Raw genomic sequence first — 16,879 nt, 5'->3', positions numbered from 1 at the left:
ATAACATAACGGCACCTGCGGGTGCCGTTATCGTTTCTGCTGGATGAAGTTTTAACCCTGCCAGTGTGGCAGGCGCAGTGTCAGTTCAAGTCCGCCCTCTGGCCGGTTCCGCGCCTCAACTTCACCATGATGCGCCAGTATCACTTTACGCACGATAGCCAGTCCCAGACCATAACCTTTGCCCATCAGCGGCGAATTTACCCGCACAAACGGGTCAAAAATACTGGAGAGTTTCTCCTCATCGACACCCGGCCCCTGATCGCGCACCTGAATGGCCAGCCACTGCTGCTCTGCGCGTAAGTCGACCTCAATCCGCTGCCCAGGCAAAGAGAAGCGCAGCGCATTGCGTAAGACGTTCTCGACACCGCGCCGTATCAACTCCGCATTGCCGCGCACGGTGTAATCGCCCCGCTCGTCAACCTGTAACTCCACCTGCACACCAGGGATCTGTGCTTCATAGCGGACATCGGTGATGACCGCCTCCAGCAATCCGGTCAGGTCAAAATATTGCTCATCCGGGATGCTTTCATGTTCAGCCCGCGACAGCGTTAGCAGTTCACCGATCATTTTGTCCAGACGACGCGCCTCTTCATCAATGCGATCAAGCGAACTGTTTACGCTTTCTGGCGTCTGTCTGGCAAGTCCGGTCGCCAGCTGCAGTCGCGCCAGCGGTGAACGAAGCTCATGTGAGATATCGTGCAGCAGCTCTTCCCGGGCGCGCACCAGGGTATCAAGCCGCTCAACCATGGCATCAAACGCTTCTGCGACATTTGAAATCTCGTCGTGGCGCTTCCGCATAATCGGGAACAGACGCACGCTTAAATCGCCCTCGGCGACGCGGGAAAATCCCTCGCGCAACTGGCGCATGGGCCGCGTCAGATTCCAGGCCAGCAGCAGACTGAACAGCAACCCCACCGAACCAGCGAAGACAAACATCGGCTCGGGAATATTCAGAAATTTTCGCGGCATCATGTTCTGTTTGCTGTTCATGCGCATACCATCCAGGTCGTAGCGCAGCTGATATTCTTTGCCATCCGCACCCTGTACCCAGCGCACCACCTCTTCAGGAAGACGGCCCCTGAAATCCAGGTTGCCGCTGTCCTGGGATTGTGGCGATTTAGTCTGCTGCGTAACGTGAAAGAACTGACGGTCGGTTTCATCCCAGTCAGACAGCATCGCATTCAGCTCATCAGGCCCGCCCCGCTCCAGCACCGATGCAGCAGAGGTCATCTGCAGATCAATGATGCGACGGATAGCCATTATTTCAGGCGGTTCATGCCGTTTACCGGAAAGCGAAAAACCGAGCCAGATAAGCTGGCTCATGATGACAAAAACGACCCAGAAGCCGATAAAGATCTTCCAGAACATGCGACCGCGGTAACTCTGTTTCATCGAATGCGATAACCGATGCTGCGTACGGTTTCGATATTGATGCTATCAGCGGTTAACGCGCTAAGCTTCTGGCGAATGTTGCTGATGTGCACATCAACACTGCGATCGTAGGCTTCACGCGGACGACCCAGCCCCTTTTCAGAGAGTTCATCTTTTGACACGACCCTGTCCGGCGCGCGCAGCAGCAGATCCAGCAGATTAAATTCTGAAGCAGTCAGATCGAAGGTTTTGCCCTGCCATTCACTCATTCGGGTGGCAGGATTAAGCGTCAGGTCTCCCCAGCGCAGCGGCTCTTTAGCATCCGGCTGCGGTACCTGCTCCTCGAAACGGCGCAATACCGCGCGCAGGCGGGCGACCAGTTCACGGGGATAACAGGGTTTAGGCATATAGTCATCCGCCCCCATCTCCAGGCCGATCACGCGATCAATATTATCGCCTTTGGCAGTCAGCATGATCACCGGTATCCGGCTGTTCTGGCGCACCTGACGTAACACATCAATGCCACTCATGTCGGGCAGCATAATATCCAGAATCATGGCAGTGAACTCGCCGGAGAGCGCGCCCTGAATCCCGGCGCTGCCGGTCAGCACCAGCTGGGCATCAAATCCTTCGGCAATCAGGTACTGGCTTAACATCGTGCCTAATTCGACATCATCATCAACAAGCAAAATTTTCATGGTTATCTCTCGACAGAATTGGCGCTATTTTGTCCTGTGCCGGGCATTCGCGCAGCCTGATTTACGCGATCCTTACAGATTCAGTCTATCCGTTATGGGAATGCTGGCTAAAAAAAAGACCTGTGGGCGTTAAAGGCGCGCACAGGTCTGGTTCCGTATCAGCAGAGATTACTGATGATAGAGTCCGGTCGAGAGATAACGATCGCCACGATCGCAGGCGATCGCCACCACGACGCTGCCCGGATTCGCCTGCGCAATACGCAGCGCACCCGCCACCGCACCGCCCGAACTGACGCCACAGAAAATACCTTCACGGCGAGCCAGCGCACGCATGGTCTCTTCCGCTTCTTTCTGCGTCATATCCATCACATCATCCACTAAGTCGGGGCGGTAGATCCCCGGCAGATAGGCCAGCGGCCAGCGACGAATGCCCGGAATACTGCTGCCTTCACTCGGCTGTAAACCGATCACCTGCACGCCCGTGTTGTGCTCTTTCAGGAAACGTCCCACGCCGGTGATCGTGCCGGTGGTGCCCATGCTGGAGATAAAATGGGTCATGCGCTGGTTCGACTGCTGCCACAACTCCGGCCCGGTGGTCTGATAGTGACCCAGCGGGTTATCGGGATTATTAAACTGATCCAGCACCCGGCCTTCACCACGCGCCGCCATCGCCAGTGCCAGATCGCGTGCGCCCTCCATGCCCTGCTCCCGCGGCACCAGAATCAGCTCTGCGCCATACGCACGCATCGCATCCTGCCGCTCCTGACTCATGTTGTCCGGCATCAGCAGGCGAAGTCGGTAGCCTTTCATCGCCGCGATCATCGCCAGCGCAATGCCGGTGTTGCCGCTGGTGGCTTCAATCAGCTGATCGCCGGGTGAAATTTCACCGCGCAACTCCGCCTGATTGATCATTGACCAGGCCGCGCGATCTTTTACCGAGCCTGCCGGATTATTGCCTTCCAGCTTGAGCCAGACCTCACTGCCGTTAGCTGGCGTCAGGCGCTGCAGCTTAATCAGCGGGGTATTGCCGATGGTATGTTCAAGAGTCGTCACGGTGCAGTTCCTGGCATCTTACAAACGAGAGGCGAAAAAAAGGCGGGAGTGACACTCCCGCCCGGTGTTGATGAGAAAATATCAGGCGCTTTGTGCAAAGGCAACTGCGCGCAGCGGCGTGTCGCCCTTATAGAGCCGCGCCTGCTGCAAGCCAACAAACAAGCGTTCGCCGCGAATCGGGGCTGTCTGCTCACCTTCAAACACCAGTGAGAACGGCTCGCTCTGCCAGCCAGCAGGCTGAACCACCAGCTGCCAGAAGTGGCCACGCGGGCTGACTTCCAGCACCTGCACCGGCAGCGGCGTTTCTAAACTGCTGCGGCGTGACACGTCGACTTCCCACGGACGCAGGAACAGCTCAACCGCGCCCTGATGAGCTGAGGTATAACCCAGCGGCCAGTGGTGCGCGCCGACGTGGAACTGCGATCCCTGAATTTCGCCATCAAAGCGATTCACTTCCCCCAGGAACTCCAGCACAAAGCGGGTCGCCGGATCGCGCCATACATCATCTGGCGTGCCGACCTGCTCAATGTTGCCCTGACTCATCACCACCACGCGATCCGCGACTTCCATCGCCTCTTCCTGGTCGTGGGTCACAAACACGCTGGTGAATTTAATCTCTTCATGAAGCTGACGCAGCCAGCGGCGCAGCTCTTTACGCACCTGAGCATCCAGCGCGCCAAAAGGTTCATCCAGCAGCAAAATCTGCGGCTCAACTGCCAACGCACGCGCCAGCGCCACACGCTGCTTCTGGCCGCCTGACAGCTGTGCCGGGAAGCGGTTCGCCAGATGGGCCAGCTGCACCATCTCCAGCAGACGGGTTACACGCTGTTTGATCTCCGCCGCTGAAGGGCGTTCACGACGCGGCAGCACGGTCAGGCCAAAGGCGATGTTGTCGAATACCGTCATATGGCGGAACAGCGCATAGTGCTGGAAGACAAAGCCGACCTGACGATCGCGCGCATGCAGGCGGCTGACATCGTTGCCGTGAAAACGGATCTGACCGCTGTTCTGATGCTCCAGCCCGGCAATAATGCGCAGCAGCGTGGTTTTACCCGAGCCTGACGGGCCAAGCAGCGCCACCATTTCACCTGAGGCAATATCCAGAGAGATATCGTTCAGCACCGAGGTGCGACCAAAGGACTTGTTGATCTTGTTAATCTCAATGCTCATGATTTCCCTCCTGTTGCAGGCGTTTGTGCTGTTGCTCTAAACGCCACTGCACAATACTTTTCAGAAACAGCGTCACAATTGCCATCAGGGTTAACAAGGCGGCGGCAGTAAACGCGCCAACGGTATTGTAGTCCTGATGCAATAATTCAACCTGAAGCGGTAAGGTGTAGGTCTCACCGCGAATCGATCCCGATACCACCGAGACCGCACCAAATTCACCAATCGCACGGGCGTTGGTCAGGACGATGCCATACAGCAGCGCCCAGCGAATGTTCGGCAGCGTCACACGACGGAACATCTGCCAGCCGGACGCGCCTAACAGCACCGCCGCTTCATCTTCATGACTGCCCTGGCTCAGCATCACCGGCACCAGTTCGCGCACGACAAACGGACAGGTCACAAACACCGTCGCCAGCACCATGCCAGGCCAGGCAAACATAATCTGGATGTTATGTGCATCCAGCCAGCCGCCTGCCGGGCCATTCACGCCCCAGAACAGCAGATACATCAGACCAGCTACGACGGGCGACACGGCAAAAGGAATATCAAACAGGGTCAGCAGCAGCTGACGGCCCGGAAAGGTAAAGCGCGTCACCAGCCAGGCGAGCAGCGTGCCGAACACCAGGTTCACCGGAACGGTAATCAGCGCCACCAGCACAGTCAGCCAGATGGCGTGCAGCATGTCCGGATCGGCCAGATTGCTGAGCGCGACAATCAGCCCCTGATTCAGCGCTTCCCAGAAGATGGAGGCCATCGGCACCACCAGCAGCAGAATTGAGATCAGCGCGCCGATACCAATCAGCAGCCATTTGCCCCAGTTCACAGGCTGACGCGCCGCGTGATTAAGTTGTGAAACCTCGGCCATTAGTGACCTCCCAGACGACGGCCAAAGCGGCTCTGCAATGTATTAATCGCGAACAACAGAATTAGCGATGCCGCCAGGATCACCGAGGCGATAGCGCTGGCTGCCGGATAGTCGAACTCCTGCAGCCGGACAAAAATCATCAGCGAGGTGACTTCCGTCTTCCAGGCGATGTTACCGGCAATAAAGATTACCGCACCAAACTCACCCAGGCTGCGGGTAAAGGAGAGCGCCGTACCGGCCAGCAGCGCAGGCGCGACTTCCGGCAGCACGACGCGTCGGAAGCTCTGCCACGGCGTAGCACCCAGCGTTTCGGCCGCTTCTTCATACTCAGGGCCTAACTCTTCCAGCACCGGCTGGACGGTACGTACAACAAACGGAATGCTGGTAAAAGCCATGGCAATGGCGATACCAATCCAGGTGTAAGAAATTTTGATGTCGAACTGGGCGAACCACTGTCCGTACCAGCCGTTGACCGAAAAGAGTCCGGCCAGGGTCAGACCTGCTACCGCAGTCGGCAGTGCAAACGGCAGATCCATCAGGCCATCCAGCAGTGTCCGGCCTGGAAAACGATAACGGGTCAATATCCATGCCATCAGCATGCCGAACACCGCATTAAACAGGGAGGCGACACCAGCCGAAAGCAGTGTCACCTTATAGGCGGCCACCAGCTGAGGGTTGGTCACGACATCCCAGTACTGTTGCAGCGTCATCTGCGACAGCTGCATGATCACGGCGCTAATCGGCAACAGCAGGATCAGACAGGTAAAGAGCAGGCTGGTACCCAGGCTGAGACCGAAGCCGGGCAACACGCGTTTATGGCTGGCTGCAAACATTATCCGCGCCCCGCCGCTAACAATTTATCGAGCTCACCGCCGCTGACGAAATGCGTCTGCATCACTTTATCCCAGCCGCCAAAGGCATCTTCGACCCGGAACAGGCGGGTCTGCGGGAAGCGATCTTTCTGCTCCGCCATCAGTTGTGGGTTATTCACACGATAATAGTAGTGAGTAATAATATTCTGCGCTTCTGGCGTGTAGAGATAGTTCAGGTAGGCGCTGGCCGCATCAGCGGTTTTATTAGTGGCGACATTCTTATCCACCCATGCCACCGGAAATTCCGCCAGAATGTTGGTTTTCGGCACCACCACTTCGTATTCATCTTTACCGTACTGGTTGCGGATGTTATTCACCTCCGACTCAAAGCTGATCAGTACGTCGCCCAGGCCGCGCTCAGCAAAGGTGGTGGTTGCGCCGCGACCGCCGGTGTCGAACACTTCCACGTTTTTCAGGAATTGCGTCATAAAGGCACGGGTTTTGGCCTGATCGCCGCCGTCCGCTTTATCTGCTGCGCCCCAGGCGGCCAGGTAGGTATAGCGGCCATTACCCGAGGTTTTCGGGTTCGGGAAAATCAGCTTCACATCGCTGCGGGTCAAATCTGACCAGTCATGAATCTGCTTTGGATTCCCTTTGCGCACCAGAAACGCCATGGTGGAGTAGAAAGGCGAGCTGTTGTTCGGCAGACGGCTTTTCCAGTCTGCGGCAATGAGATTGCCTTTATCGTGCAACACCTGCACATCTGTTACCTGGTTGTACGTGACCACATCTGCGCGCAGTCCCTGCAGGATAGCCAGCGCCTGCTTCGATGAACCGGCGTGCGACATCTTAATGGTCAGGGGATCAGTGGGGTGACTGGCATCCCACTGTTTAACAAACGGAGCATTCAGGGCGACAAACAGCTCCCGCGATACATCGTATGAGCTATTAAGAAGTTCAGTGGCATTGGCTGCGCCGGCCAGGCTCAGCGACAACGCGATACCGCTCACGATTTTTTTCATCGCTTGTAATGTCATTTGGCACCCTGAAAAAGTTTGATGCGGATCTCACCCGCTGAGGCATCAGTTTATTTATAACTCAGTGAAAACCAGTAACGGTTTTATATATCGTTTGATGATTTCAAAGTCGAAAAAAGCATAAGACGACGGCAGAGTTTATGCAGAAATCAGCAAAAGCCGATGGAGGAGAGGAACCGCGTGCAGCCCATGCGGGCAGGGGTTTTACGAGGGTTCAGCGACCGCCGGAGGGGCGGCACGCTGAAGAAAAAGATTAACGCTGCCAGACAATCTTGCTGATTTTCCAGTTTTTCAGGGTATCGTCAGAGGGCATCAATCCCTCCGGTCCATGCCAGTCGCCGTGATAGACATAGGTCAGATGCTGGCTGCCAGGCGCACGGCACGCCACGTCACGCGCATCAGTGCCGCTGGCGAGTGTGCAGTTGTCGAAGGCTTTGCTGAACTTATTACTGAAGGCGTCGCCCACTTTACTGCCGTCACTGCTGGCAATTGCGCTGTCCATCACCTCAATACGTTCGAGCTGCGACTGTCCGTAAATCACCAGCTTAACCTTGCCGTCATCCAGCGCCTGCCAGAAAGAGACCACCTGACCGTTCTGACTGCGCATGCCCTGACGCAGGGTATAGTCATCGTTCAGTCCGTCCTTAATCGCGTCCTCTTTCATGGCGGTGGAGGCGGTTAATCCCCCCACACCCTGTTCAGTCGCGGTCAGCGAGGAACCGAACCAGTTCCACGGCAGCGCCGAAGACCAGTGATACGTCAGCGGATTCCACCAGCTTGCCTGCTGGCTGCTGTCAGCGCCGGAACCCGAACTGGCACAGCCGCTCAGTGCAACGGCGGCGATCAGTAGCGTGGAACGAACAGCTTTCATGAGAACTCCTGTAAATGCGATGCCGGAAAGGCGGAACTGATTGGAGTCGCAAAGCGACAAAAAGTTTAGTTGAGATGATGTTCAGGCAGAAAGCAGTCGCGACAGCGACGATTCGATTGCAGCCAGATCAGCGCCAGCAGGTCGAACAGCGTCAGCAGCAACGGCAGCGGCGAACTCAGCAGATCGCCCTGCACAAACTGCCAGCCCTGCCAGAGCAGATTCACCAGCAGCGACAGCGCTAACACGCTGCGCCAGTGCTGCCAGAGGCGCGGCAGTCGCGTGCGATAGCCGGTCAGCAGCAGGCCCGCCAGCGCCGGTAAACCCAGCGCCAGGCCGACCCAGAACGCCTGACGATCCGGATAGAACAGTGCCAGCAGGTCGTTGCCCTGCTGCCGTGACGCTCCGGCCATCACCAGCAGCAGCCAGGTCCGCGCCTGAAGTAACAGGATCGGCCAAAAAAGAAACGGCAGCCGCAGCTGCCCTCTGGCGTCATACTCGTCCGGCGAATAGCCAGGCAACGGATTAGTATTCACGATCTTCGATCAAACGTTTACCAAACAGCAGCGCGTCGACCGGCTCATAATCGAGCTTTTCATAGAACGCCACCACCTGATCGTTCTCTTCGCGGATCATCAGATGCAGTTTCGGACAGCCGCGCGCGATGAGTTTCTTCTCCAGACGGTTCATCAGGGCATTGGCAAAGCCGCGTCCCTGATAGTCAGGATGCACCGCCAGATAATACGCCGCGCCGCGATGGCCATCGTAACCGCCCATCAGCGTGCCAACGACCACGCCGCCCACTTCAGCGACCAGAAAGAGATCGGGGTCGTGATTCATTTTGCGTTCGATATCCAGCTCCGGATCGTTCCATGGCCGTAACAAATCGCAACGTTCCCATAAGGTGATCACTTCTTCAAAATCTTCCTGGCGGAAGGCGCGGATTTCCATCTTATTTACCTGCAGATAAGCACAATTTGCTGATTATCACGCATTCTCTGCCGCACGCAACCCTCGATGACCGGCGGAAAATAAAAAAGCGCAAATTTTCTGTTCGCGACCTGCAATACAAAGTAATGCCCTGAAATGGTTCTGTGATCGCAGGCAACAGAGCCTTAGGCTATAACACCGGCAAGATTCCTGTTACCGGACCCGTACATGCAGCTGCTTAAACGTTTGATTCATCGTCGTCAGTTACTTCTTTCCGGGCTGGCTCTGGCCATTTTATCGCCGCGTGCGATTCAGGCTAAAGAGCAGTCGGGCCTTACCGGGGCAAATCGTCATACGCGCCCTGCCCCGCCAGCGAAAAACGGTAAACGCATCGTGATGATCGATCCGGGGCACGGTGGCATCGACTCCGGTGCGGTTGGTGAAGAAGGTTCTGAAGAGAAACATATCGTGCTGGAGATTGCCGGTAACGTGCAGCGTCAGCTTCAGAGTCATCCGCGCATTGAAGTGCGCCTGACCCGCGACAGTGACCACTTTATTCCGCTTTATCAGCGGGTAGAAATCGCCCACCAGCATGGTGCCGATCTCTTTATGTCGATTCATGCCGACGGCTTTACCAGCCCCGATGCCAGCGGTGCCTCGGTGTTTGCGCTCTCTAACCGCGGTGCCAGCAGCTCGATGGCGCGTTATCTCTCACAGCGCGAGAACGATGCAGACAAACTGGGCGGCGTAAAGGCACAGCAGCAGGATCACTATCTGCAGCAGATTCTGTTCGATCTGGTACAGACCGATACCATCAAAAACAGCCTGACGCTGGGCAAGCACGTGCTGGATCAGATCCGCCCGGTGCACCATCTGCACAGCCAGCATACCGAGCAGGCGGCCTTCGCGGTGCTCAAGTCACCGTCGATTCCCTCGGTGCTGGTCGAAACCTCCTTTATTACCAATCCCCGTGAAGAGCAGCTGCTCGGCACTACCGCGTTTCGCCAGAAAATTGCTTCAGCGATTGCCAGCGGCATCGTCAACTACTTCGATGAGTTTGACCGCCGCAACGCCTGATTCGTCTGGCTGGTTTGCATCGTGCGACGCGCCGCGCTCATGCAAGCGGCGCGGTTTTGCGTATAATCGCGTCAGACTTTGACAAACGATAAGCGAAAAGATGGCTGATATTTCCCGCGTAAAAGCGTTCCTGCTCGCATTGCAGGATGAGATTTGTAACCAGCTGGCGGCTGAAGATGGCGGCGCACAGTTTGCTGAAGATAGCTGGCAGCGCCCTGGCGGCGGCGGCGGTCAGAGCCGCGTCCTGCGCAACGGCACGGTGTTTGAGCAGGCGGGCGTCAACTTTTCGCATGTGCATGGCGATCAGATGCCGGCATCAGCGACCGCGCACCGGCCTGAGCTGGCCGGTCGTAGCTTTGAAGCGATGGGCGTGTCGCTGGTGATCCACCCGAATAACCCCTATGTGCCGACCAGCCACGCCAACGTGCGCTTTTTTATCGCAGAGAAACCGGGGGCCGATCCGGTCTGGTGGTTTGGTGGCGGCTTTGACCTGACGCCGTTTTATGGCTTTGAAGAAGACGCGCTGCACTGGCATCAGACCGCCGCCAGTCTCTGTCAGCCTTTTGGCGAGGATGTCTATCCGCGCTATAAAAAGTGGTGTGATGATTACTTCTATCTGAAGCATCGTGATGAGCAGCGCGGCATTGGCGGCCTCTTTTTTGACGATCTCAACACGCCCGACTTTGAGCAGAGCTTCAGCTTTATGCAGGCAGTAGGTCGCGGCTTTATGGATGCCTACCGGCCGATTGTGTCGCGCCGTAAAGATCATCCGTGGGGCGATCGTGAGCGCCAGTTCCAGCTCTACCGCCGTGGTCGCTATGTGGAGTTTAATCTGGTGTGGGACCGTGGCACGCTGTTTGGTTTGCAGACCGGCGGCCGTACGGAATCGATTCTGATGTCGATGCCACCACTGGTGCGCTGGGAATATGATTATCAGCCCGATGCCGACTCGCCTGAAGCTGCGCTCTATCGCGATTTCCTGCCGGTAAAAAACTGGCTGAACCTCCCCGTCTGATCGCTTCTCCTGCTGCAGCGCGGCCCGTAACCCGCGCTGCGCTTACCTTTCTCCCGACCGACCCGTTCCGTTTCACAGGGCACAGATTGCTACAGTGTTACCTGCGTCATTCGTCCTGACTGCTATGCTTAAGGATGGAATATGGCGCACCCCACGGTAAAAACCGCATGACGGCTCCTTCGCACCGCCTCGCAGCGCAACAATCAGAGAAACCGCATTTTCATCAGAAAGTCTCTGTTGCAATGTTATGGGTTCGCGTTACCGGTAGCAGAACATGCCACAGACCGGCTGCGAGGCCTGAGGTGCACCCTGTTCGCTTTCATTTTTCTTTTCAAGGAGTTTAGAGATGAACCAGCTAGAAGCCCTAAAACAGTTCACCACCGTGGTGGCGGACAGTGGTGATATCGAATCGATTCGTAATTACCACCCGGAAGACGCCACCACCAACCCTTCACTCATTCTGAAAGCGTCCGGTCTGGAAGGATATAAGCACCTGATGGATGACGCGATTGAGTACGCGAAAAAACAGGGCGGCAGCAAAGAGACGCAGATTATCAACGCCAGCGACAAAGTGGCGATCAACCTCGGTATGGAAATCCTGAAAAGCATACCAGGCCGTGTTTCGACCGAAGTGGATGCGCGCCTCTCCTTCGATCGTGGCATGTGTGTCACCAAAGCAGAAAAACTGATTCGGATGTATGAAGAGCACGGCATCGACCGTTCACGCGTGCTGATCAAGCTGGCCTCCACCTGGGAAGGCATCCGTGCAGCGGAAGAGCTGGAGAAGAACGGCATCCACTGTAACCTGACGCTGCTGTTCTCCTTCGCGCAGGCGCGTGCCTGTGCCGAAGCGGGCGTGTTCCTGATCTCCCCGTTCGTGGGCCGTATCTACGACTGGTACAACTCACGCAAGCCACTGGAACCGTACGTGGCGGATGAAGATCCAGGCGTAAAATCTGTGCGTCGTATCTATGACTACTACAAAAAGCACCGTTACAGCACCATCATCATGGGCGCCAGCTTCCGTAAAGTGGAGCAGATTATCGCGCTGGCCGGCTGCGATCGCCTGACGCTGTCGCCGAACCTGCTGGAAGAGCTGCAGAACAGCGATGCGCCGCTGGAGCGCAAACTGGAACCCTCTACCGAGGGCTTCCATCAGCCGTCGCCGCTCTCCGAGGCGGAGTTCCGCTGGGAACATAACCAGGATCCAATGGCAGTCGAAAAACTCTCTGACGGCATCCGCCAGTTCGCGGTTGACCAGCAGAAGCTGGAAGATGTGCTCGCCGCACGCCTGTAGTCTTTATTTTAATCGGGCGGGACTTTCCCGCCCTGATGCATAACAAGGGAGAACTTTATGTCCTCACGCAGAGAGTTGGCAAACGCGATTCGTGCACTGAGCATGGATGCAGTCCAGAAGGCAAACTCAGGCCACCCCGGTGCGCCGATGGGTATGGCCGATATCGCCGAAGTGTTGTGGCGCGACTTCCTCCAGCACAATCCGACCAATCCCGCCTGGCTTGATCGCGACCGCTTCATCCTCTCCAACGGCCACGGCTCGATGCTGCTTTATAGCCTGCTGCACCTGAGCGGTTATGACCTGCCGATTGAAGAGCTGAAAAATTTCCGTCAACTGCACTCTAAAACGCCGGGTCACCCGGAAATCGGTTATACGCCTGGCGTTGAAACCACCACCGGCCCACTGGGTCAGGGCCTGGCTAATGCCGTGGGCCTGGCGATTGCTGAGCGCACGCTGGCTGCACAGTTTAACCGTCCGGACCATGAAATCGTCGACCACCATACCTATGTGTTCATGGGCGACGGCTGTCTGATGGAAGGGATCTCACACGAAGTCTGTTCTCTGGCGGGTACGCTGGGTCTGGGCAAACTGATCGGCTTCTATGACCATAACGGCATCTCCATCGATGGCGAAACCGAGGGCTGGTTTACCGACGATACGCATAAACGCTTTGAGTCCTATAACTGGCATGTCATCGGCGACATCGACGGCCATGACGCTGATGCTATCCGCGAGGCGATCAAAGAAGCGCAGAGCGTCACCGATAAGCCTTCACTGATTATCTGCCGCACCATTATCGGTTTCGGTTCACCGAACAAAGCCGGTAAAGAAGAATCGCACGGCGCAGCGCTGGGCGAGGCCGAAGTGGCGCTGACCCGTAAACAGCTTGGCTGGAACTATCCGGCATTTGAGATCCCGGCTGAAATCTACCAGCAGTGGGATGCCAAAGCAGCGGGTGCGGAACGCGAAAAAGCCTGGGATGCGAAGTTTGCGGCTTATAAAGAGGCCCATCCCGAGCTGGCGAAAGAGTATGAGCGCCGTATGAATGGCGAAATGCCCGCCACATGGGAAACGGAAGCGACTCGCTTCATCCAGGATCTGCAGGCTAATCCGCAGAAAATTGCCAGCCGTAAAGCGTCTCAGAACTCGCTGGAAGCCTATGGCAAAATGCTGCCGGAATTCCTTGGCGGTTCCGCTGACCTGGCTCCGAGTAACCTCACCATCTGGTCGGGCTCCAAATCGATCAAAGAGGATCCGGCGGGTAACTACATCCACTACGGCGTGCGTGAATTTGGTATGACGGCAATTGGTAACGGTATCGCGCATCACGGCGGTTTCGTGCCTTACACCGCAACCTTCCTGATGTTTGTCGAATATGCGCGTAACGCCGCGCGTATGGCAGCGCTGATGAAGGCACGCCAGATTCTGGTCTACACCCATGACTCCATCGGTCTGGGCGAAGATGGCCCGACGCACCAGCCGGTAGAGCAGATCGCCAGCCTGCGTCTGACGCCAAACATGAGCGTATGGCGTCCATGCGATCAGGTTGAAACTGCGGTGGCGTGGAAAGCCGCTGTCGAACGCCATCATGGGCCGACTGCCCTGATCCTGTCACGTCAGAATTTACTGCAGCCGGAACGCACACCGGAGCAGATCGAAAACATCAAACGCGGTGGCTACGTGCTGAAGGATTGCGACGGCACGCCAGAAGTCATTCTGATTGCGACCGGTTCAGAGATTGAGATCACCCTGGGTGCAGCTGAGAAGCTCAAATCAGGTGGTCACAAGGTGCGGGTGGTTTCACTGCCTTCTACTGACCTGTTTGATGCGCAGGATGCCGCTTACCGTGAATCCGTGCTGCCGAGCGGCGTGAAAGCGCGTGTGGCGGTAGAAGCGGGTATTGCTGACTACTGGTTTAAGTATGTCGGTCTGGACGGCGCAATTGTGGGCATGACCACCTTTGGTGAATCCGCGCCAGCCAGTCAGCTGTTCCCGGAGTTTGGCTTCACGGTTGAGAACATCGTCAGCCACGCTGAAGCATTACTCAAGCCGGTTTAATGCATTTGCCCTTCCCGGCCTCATCGGGAAGGGCCATTTTATTTTGCAGCCTCGCAGATAAAAAAATATCCATTCCCCTCTTCCCGCTCCGCGCAAACTGATTACTATAGAGCCGTCATACTTAATGCTGCCTGTGTACGGGCTGACCGTCTTTTCCTGCTGTCATTCTGCCGGGATAACGCGGCTGCGACCTGATGCATCCTGATGAGTGAAGGCAGATTTCCTCCGATTTTTATAGCGAAGCCACTTCCGTTGAACATGCGTACACCCTATTTACTGGCCCTGATGGTTTCACTGCTTCCATTAAAAAGCATGGCGCAGGTTGCGCCCGATCCGCTGCTGGCCTCACAGATTGTTGATCGCTATGCGGAACATATCTTTTATGGCAGCGGCGCAACCGGTATGGCGCTGGTGGCGATTGATGGCAATCAGCGGGTGTTCGCCAGCTTCGGTGAAACCCGTCCCGGCAACAATGTCCGTCCGCAGAAAGATTCGCTGATTCGTATCGCTTCGCTGAGTAAGTTGATGACCAGTGAAGTGATGGTGAAAATGGCTGAGCGCGGACAGATTCGCCTTGACGATCCTCTGAGTAAATATGCGCCTCCGGGTGCACGGGTGCCCACTTACAATGGCCAGCCGATTCGCCTGATTAATCTCTCGACCCACACCAGCGGACTGCCGCGCGAGCAGCCCGGCGGCAAAGCACAGCGTCCGGTGTTTGTCTGGCCAACGAAGAGCGAACGCTGGGCATGGCTGGCGCGCGCGAACCTCAAAGCGGCACCGGGCAGCAGTGCCGCCTACTCTAACCTGGGCTACGATCTGCTGGGCGATGCGCTGTCACGTGCCAGCGGAACTCCCTATCCGGCGCTGTTTCAGCAGCTGATTACCCGCCCGCTCGGCATGAAGGACACCACGTTTACGCCGTCGCCTGAGCAGTGCGGACGCCTGATGGTGGCCGAAAAAGGGGCCAGCCCGTGTAATAACACGCTGGCCGCGATTGGCAGCGGCGGGGTTTACTCAACGCCGGATGATATGGGTCGCTGGATGCAGCAGTTCCTGAACTCGTCGGTTAACCATCGCACGCCGCAGATCGATCGCCTGCAGACGCTGATCTATCGCCGCGACCAACTGAACAAAGTAGAAGGCATGGATGTCCCGGGTAAAGCGGATGCGCTGGGCATGGGCTGGGTCTACATGGGACCGAAAAGTGGTCGGCCTGGGATCATTCAGAAAACCGGCGGCGGCGGTGGATTCATCACCTATATGGCGATGGTGCCGCAGCATAACGTGGGGGTTTTTGTGGTGGTGACGCGCTCGCCGCTGACCCGCTTTACGCCGATGAGCGACGGAGTGAATAATATGCTGGCCGAACTGGTCGGCAACCAGCTTGGCTCACCGATGATGGTGCAGGTCATTCGTTAACGCTGCTGAACGCCACCGTCAGACTGGCTGACCCACAGGGTTGGCCAGTCATCACTGCTGTGCCAGGCGTCACAGGTCGACTCTTCCGCATATTCCGCTAACACAAAACGTGTACCATCAAACTGCCAGCGTGTCGCCCTGCCGCAGTCGCCTAATCCACGGCCCTTACCAAACGTGTAGAGCTGGCCGCTGGCCGCGTCGTATTCGGCGTTAATCAGCTCAAGTTGTCGATCGCTGGCTCCGGGCGGGGTAAAAGGCAGAGTCAGGGTGATGCCACGCGCCACATAGGGCGGGCTGCGCGTCACTTCAAACGCCAGATCGATCACGTTATACGCTCCCATTTCGCAACTCACCAGCAGCAGCGCGCGCTGGTCGGTAAGCGGCGCCACGCTGACTTCGCGGCGCAGCGGATCGAGTGAGCAGGAGTCGGTGTTAACCCGCCAGGTGCCGTAATCAATCAATCCGCTGGTCTCATCGCGCGTCAGGGCAGCGGGTGACCTGACCGGAGGCGGCAGCGGTGGCAGTGCAGGCGGTGGCGGAACATCCCAGCTGGCTCTGTCGCCACGTTTGATCCACGCGCTCATGCTGTTGACCCGTCCCTGCGTGTCATCCATCAGCAACAGCGCGGCCTTCATGCCGCGCAGAGAGATCAGCGCATTGGGATCGTAGGTGAGCTGCAGGTTTTTGGCCTCCATCACCAGATCAAAAAATTCATCAATGGCGATAGCATTGCTGGTAGCGAGATGATGCGGCTCTACCGTCCAGTGTTTGAGATCGGGTTTAAGCCGGCGCTGATCGAGCAGCAGGTTATCCTGTAGCGGGCCACCCGGCAGCGCACCACTGTAGGCGCTGCCATAGTCGATGCGCAGCAAAGGGCGATCGTTGACGCCCGCATGGCGCGAAATCGTCATCACCAGCCCTTTGTCTCCCGGAATATTGCGCGCCACGCAAAAGGCTTCATTGTTGCAGGTGATTTGCCAGTCGTTGAATGACTTTTGCAACGGTTCCGCCTGAACAGAGGCAACCCACAGAGACGGCAACAGCCAAAGCGATTTCATCCAATACGACATTAAGAAGATCGATCCCCGAATACCCAGAGTGGAGAGAATAGCGCATCAACGGGCCTGACAGGGTTCGCATTCTGTGAACCTGTGCAAAAAGCGCAGTTAACTGCTTAAAAAGCGTGCATAAAGTGGATTAACGCTC

General features: G+C 56.8%; 16 protein-coding genes. 5 read left to right on the top strand and 11 right to left on the bottom strand.

Annotated elements, in window-relative coordinates; genetic code table 11:
* Window positions 1-51: 51 nt before the first annotated feature.
* From IBT54_RS15730 to IBT54_RS15685, 10 genes are all read right to left on the bottom strand, one after another.
* Window positions 52-1,392 carry an ATP-binding protein gene (locus tag IBT54_RS15730; protein ID WP_201252433.1) on the bottom strand — a complete coding sequence of 447 codons (1,341 nt, stop codon included), beginning with the start codon at window positions 1,390-1,392 and terminating at the stop codon, window positions 52-54.
* On the bottom strand, window positions 1,389-2,069 hold the full coding sequence (locus IBT54_RS15725; protein WP_013358661.1) for a response regulator transcription factor: 681 nt from the start codon (window positions 2,067-2,069) through the stop codon (window positions 1,389-1,391). Before IBT54_RS15725 ends, IBT54_RS15730 begins: the two co-directional genes overlap by 4 nt.
* 168 nt (window positions 2,070-2,237) lie before the next feature.
* Window positions 2,238-3,122, bottom strand: coding sequence for a cysteine synthase CysM (gene cysM, locus IBT54_RS15720; RefSeq protein WP_033783827.1), 885 nt, complete (start codon window positions 3,120-3,122; stop codon window positions 2,238-2,240).
* A gap of 81 nt (window positions 3,123-3,203) precedes the next feature.
* Entirely contained in the window at window positions 3,204-4,292 is a 1,089-nt protein-coding gene (cysA, locus tag IBT54_RS15715) for a sulfate/thiosulfate ABC transporter ATP-binding protein CysA (protein WP_013358663.1), read from the bottom strand.
* The gene (gene cysW / locus IBT54_RS15710) at window positions 4,282-5,157 is read right to left on the bottom strand and encodes a sulfate/thiosulfate ABC transporter permease CysW (RefSeq protein ID WP_013358664.1); all 876 of its coding nucleotides are present in this window, start codon (window positions 5,155-5,157) and stop codon (window positions 4,282-4,284) included. The genes cysA and cysW overlap by 11 nt, the downstream gene beginning before the upstream one ends.
* A complete protein-coding gene (gene cysT, locus IBT54_RS15705) occupies window positions 5,157-5,990 on the bottom strand; it encodes a sulfate/thiosulfate ABC transporter permease CysT (RefSeq protein WP_013358665.1) in 834 nt (277 codons plus the stop codon). Before cysT ends, cysW begins: the two co-directional genes overlap by 1 nt.
* On the bottom strand, window positions 5,990-7,006 hold the full coding sequence (locus IBT54_RS15700; protein ID WP_095706821.1) for a sulfate ABC transporter substrate-binding protein: 1,017 nt from the start codon (window positions 7,004-7,006) through the stop codon (window positions 5,990-5,992). The genes cysT and IBT54_RS15700 overlap by 1 nt, the downstream gene beginning before the upstream one ends.
* Window positions 7,007-7,259: 253 nt before the next feature.
* Complete coding sequence (locus tag IBT54_RS15695; RefSeq protein WP_201252432.1) at window positions 7,260-7,877, bottom strand: RpoE-regulated lipoprotein; 618 nt, start codon at window positions 7,875-7,877, stop codon at window positions 7,260-7,262.
* A gap of 65 nt (window positions 7,878-7,942) precedes the next feature.
* Window positions 7,943-8,410 (bottom strand): DUF2919 family protein, encoded by a 468-nt coding sequence (locus IBT54_RS15690; RefSeq protein ID WP_013358668.1) that lies wholly within the window; start codon window positions 8,408-8,410, stop codon window positions 7,943-7,945.
* Window positions 8,400-8,825, bottom strand: a complete 426-nt coding sequence (locus tag IBT54_RS15685) for a GNAT family acetyltransferase (RefSeq protein ID WP_003848834.1) — start codon at window positions 8,823-8,825, stop codon at window positions 8,400-8,402. The genes IBT54_RS15690 and IBT54_RS15685 overlap by 11 nt, the downstream gene beginning before the upstream one ends.
* 207 nt (window positions 8,826-9,032) lie before the next feature.
* Here IBT54_RS15685 and amiA point away from each other — a divergent pair, with 207 nt between their 5' ends.
* The 5 genes from amiA (at window position 9,033) to ampH (ending at window position 15,673) form a co-directional block, all read left to right on the top strand.
* Entirely contained in the window at window positions 9,033-9,881 is an 849-nt protein-coding gene (amiA, locus tag IBT54_RS15680) for an N-acetylmuramoyl-L-alanine amidase AmiA (RefSeq protein WP_013358669.1), read from the top strand.
* A gap of 100 nt (window positions 9,882-9,981) precedes the next feature.
* Entirely contained in the window at window positions 9,982-10,896 is a 915-nt protein-coding gene (gene hemF / locus IBT54_RS15675; RefSeq protein WP_013358670.1) for an oxygen-dependent coproporphyrinogen oxidase, read from the top strand.
* Between the two features lie 346 nt (window positions 10,897-11,242).
* Window positions 11,243-12,193, top strand: a complete 951-nt coding sequence (gene tal / locus IBT54_RS15670) for a transaldolase (RefSeq protein WP_013358671.1) — start codon at window positions 11,243-11,245, stop codon at window positions 12,191-12,193.
* Window positions 12,194-12,250: 57 nt separating this feature from the next.
* On the top strand, window positions 12,251-14,251 hold the full coding sequence (gene tkt, locus IBT54_RS15665; protein ID WP_013358672.1) for a transketolase: 2,001 nt from the start codon (window positions 12,251-12,253) through the stop codon (window positions 14,249-14,251).
* A 258-nt stretch (window positions 14,252-14,509) separates the two neighbouring features.
* Window positions 14,510-15,673: a D-alanyl-D-alanine-carboxypeptidase/endopeptidase AmpH gene (gene ampH / locus IBT54_RS15660; protein ID WP_033783837.1), complete on the top strand. Its 1,164-nt coding sequence runs from the start codon at window positions 14,510-14,512 to the stop codon at window positions 15,671-15,673.
* On the opposite strand, the gene IBT54_RS15655 is transcribed toward ampH, so the two are convergent.
* Window positions 15,670-16,743, bottom strand: a complete 1,074-nt coding sequence (locus IBT54_RS15655) for a DUF1176 domain-containing protein (RefSeq protein ID WP_201252431.1) — start codon at window positions 16,741-16,743, stop codon at window positions 15,670-15,672. The two genes, ampH and IBT54_RS15655, sit on opposite strands and share 4 nt — an antisense overlap.
* Between the last annotated feature and the right edge of the window lie 136 nt (window positions 16,744-16,879).

It is taken from the genome of Pantoea sp. S62 (assembly GCF_016658625.1).
Taxonomy (GTDB): Bacteria; Pseudomonadota; Gammaproteobacteria; order Enterobacterales; family Enterobacteriaceae; genus Pantoea; species Pantoea vagans.
This window is presented reverse-complemented; position numbering and strand designations above follow the sequence as displayed.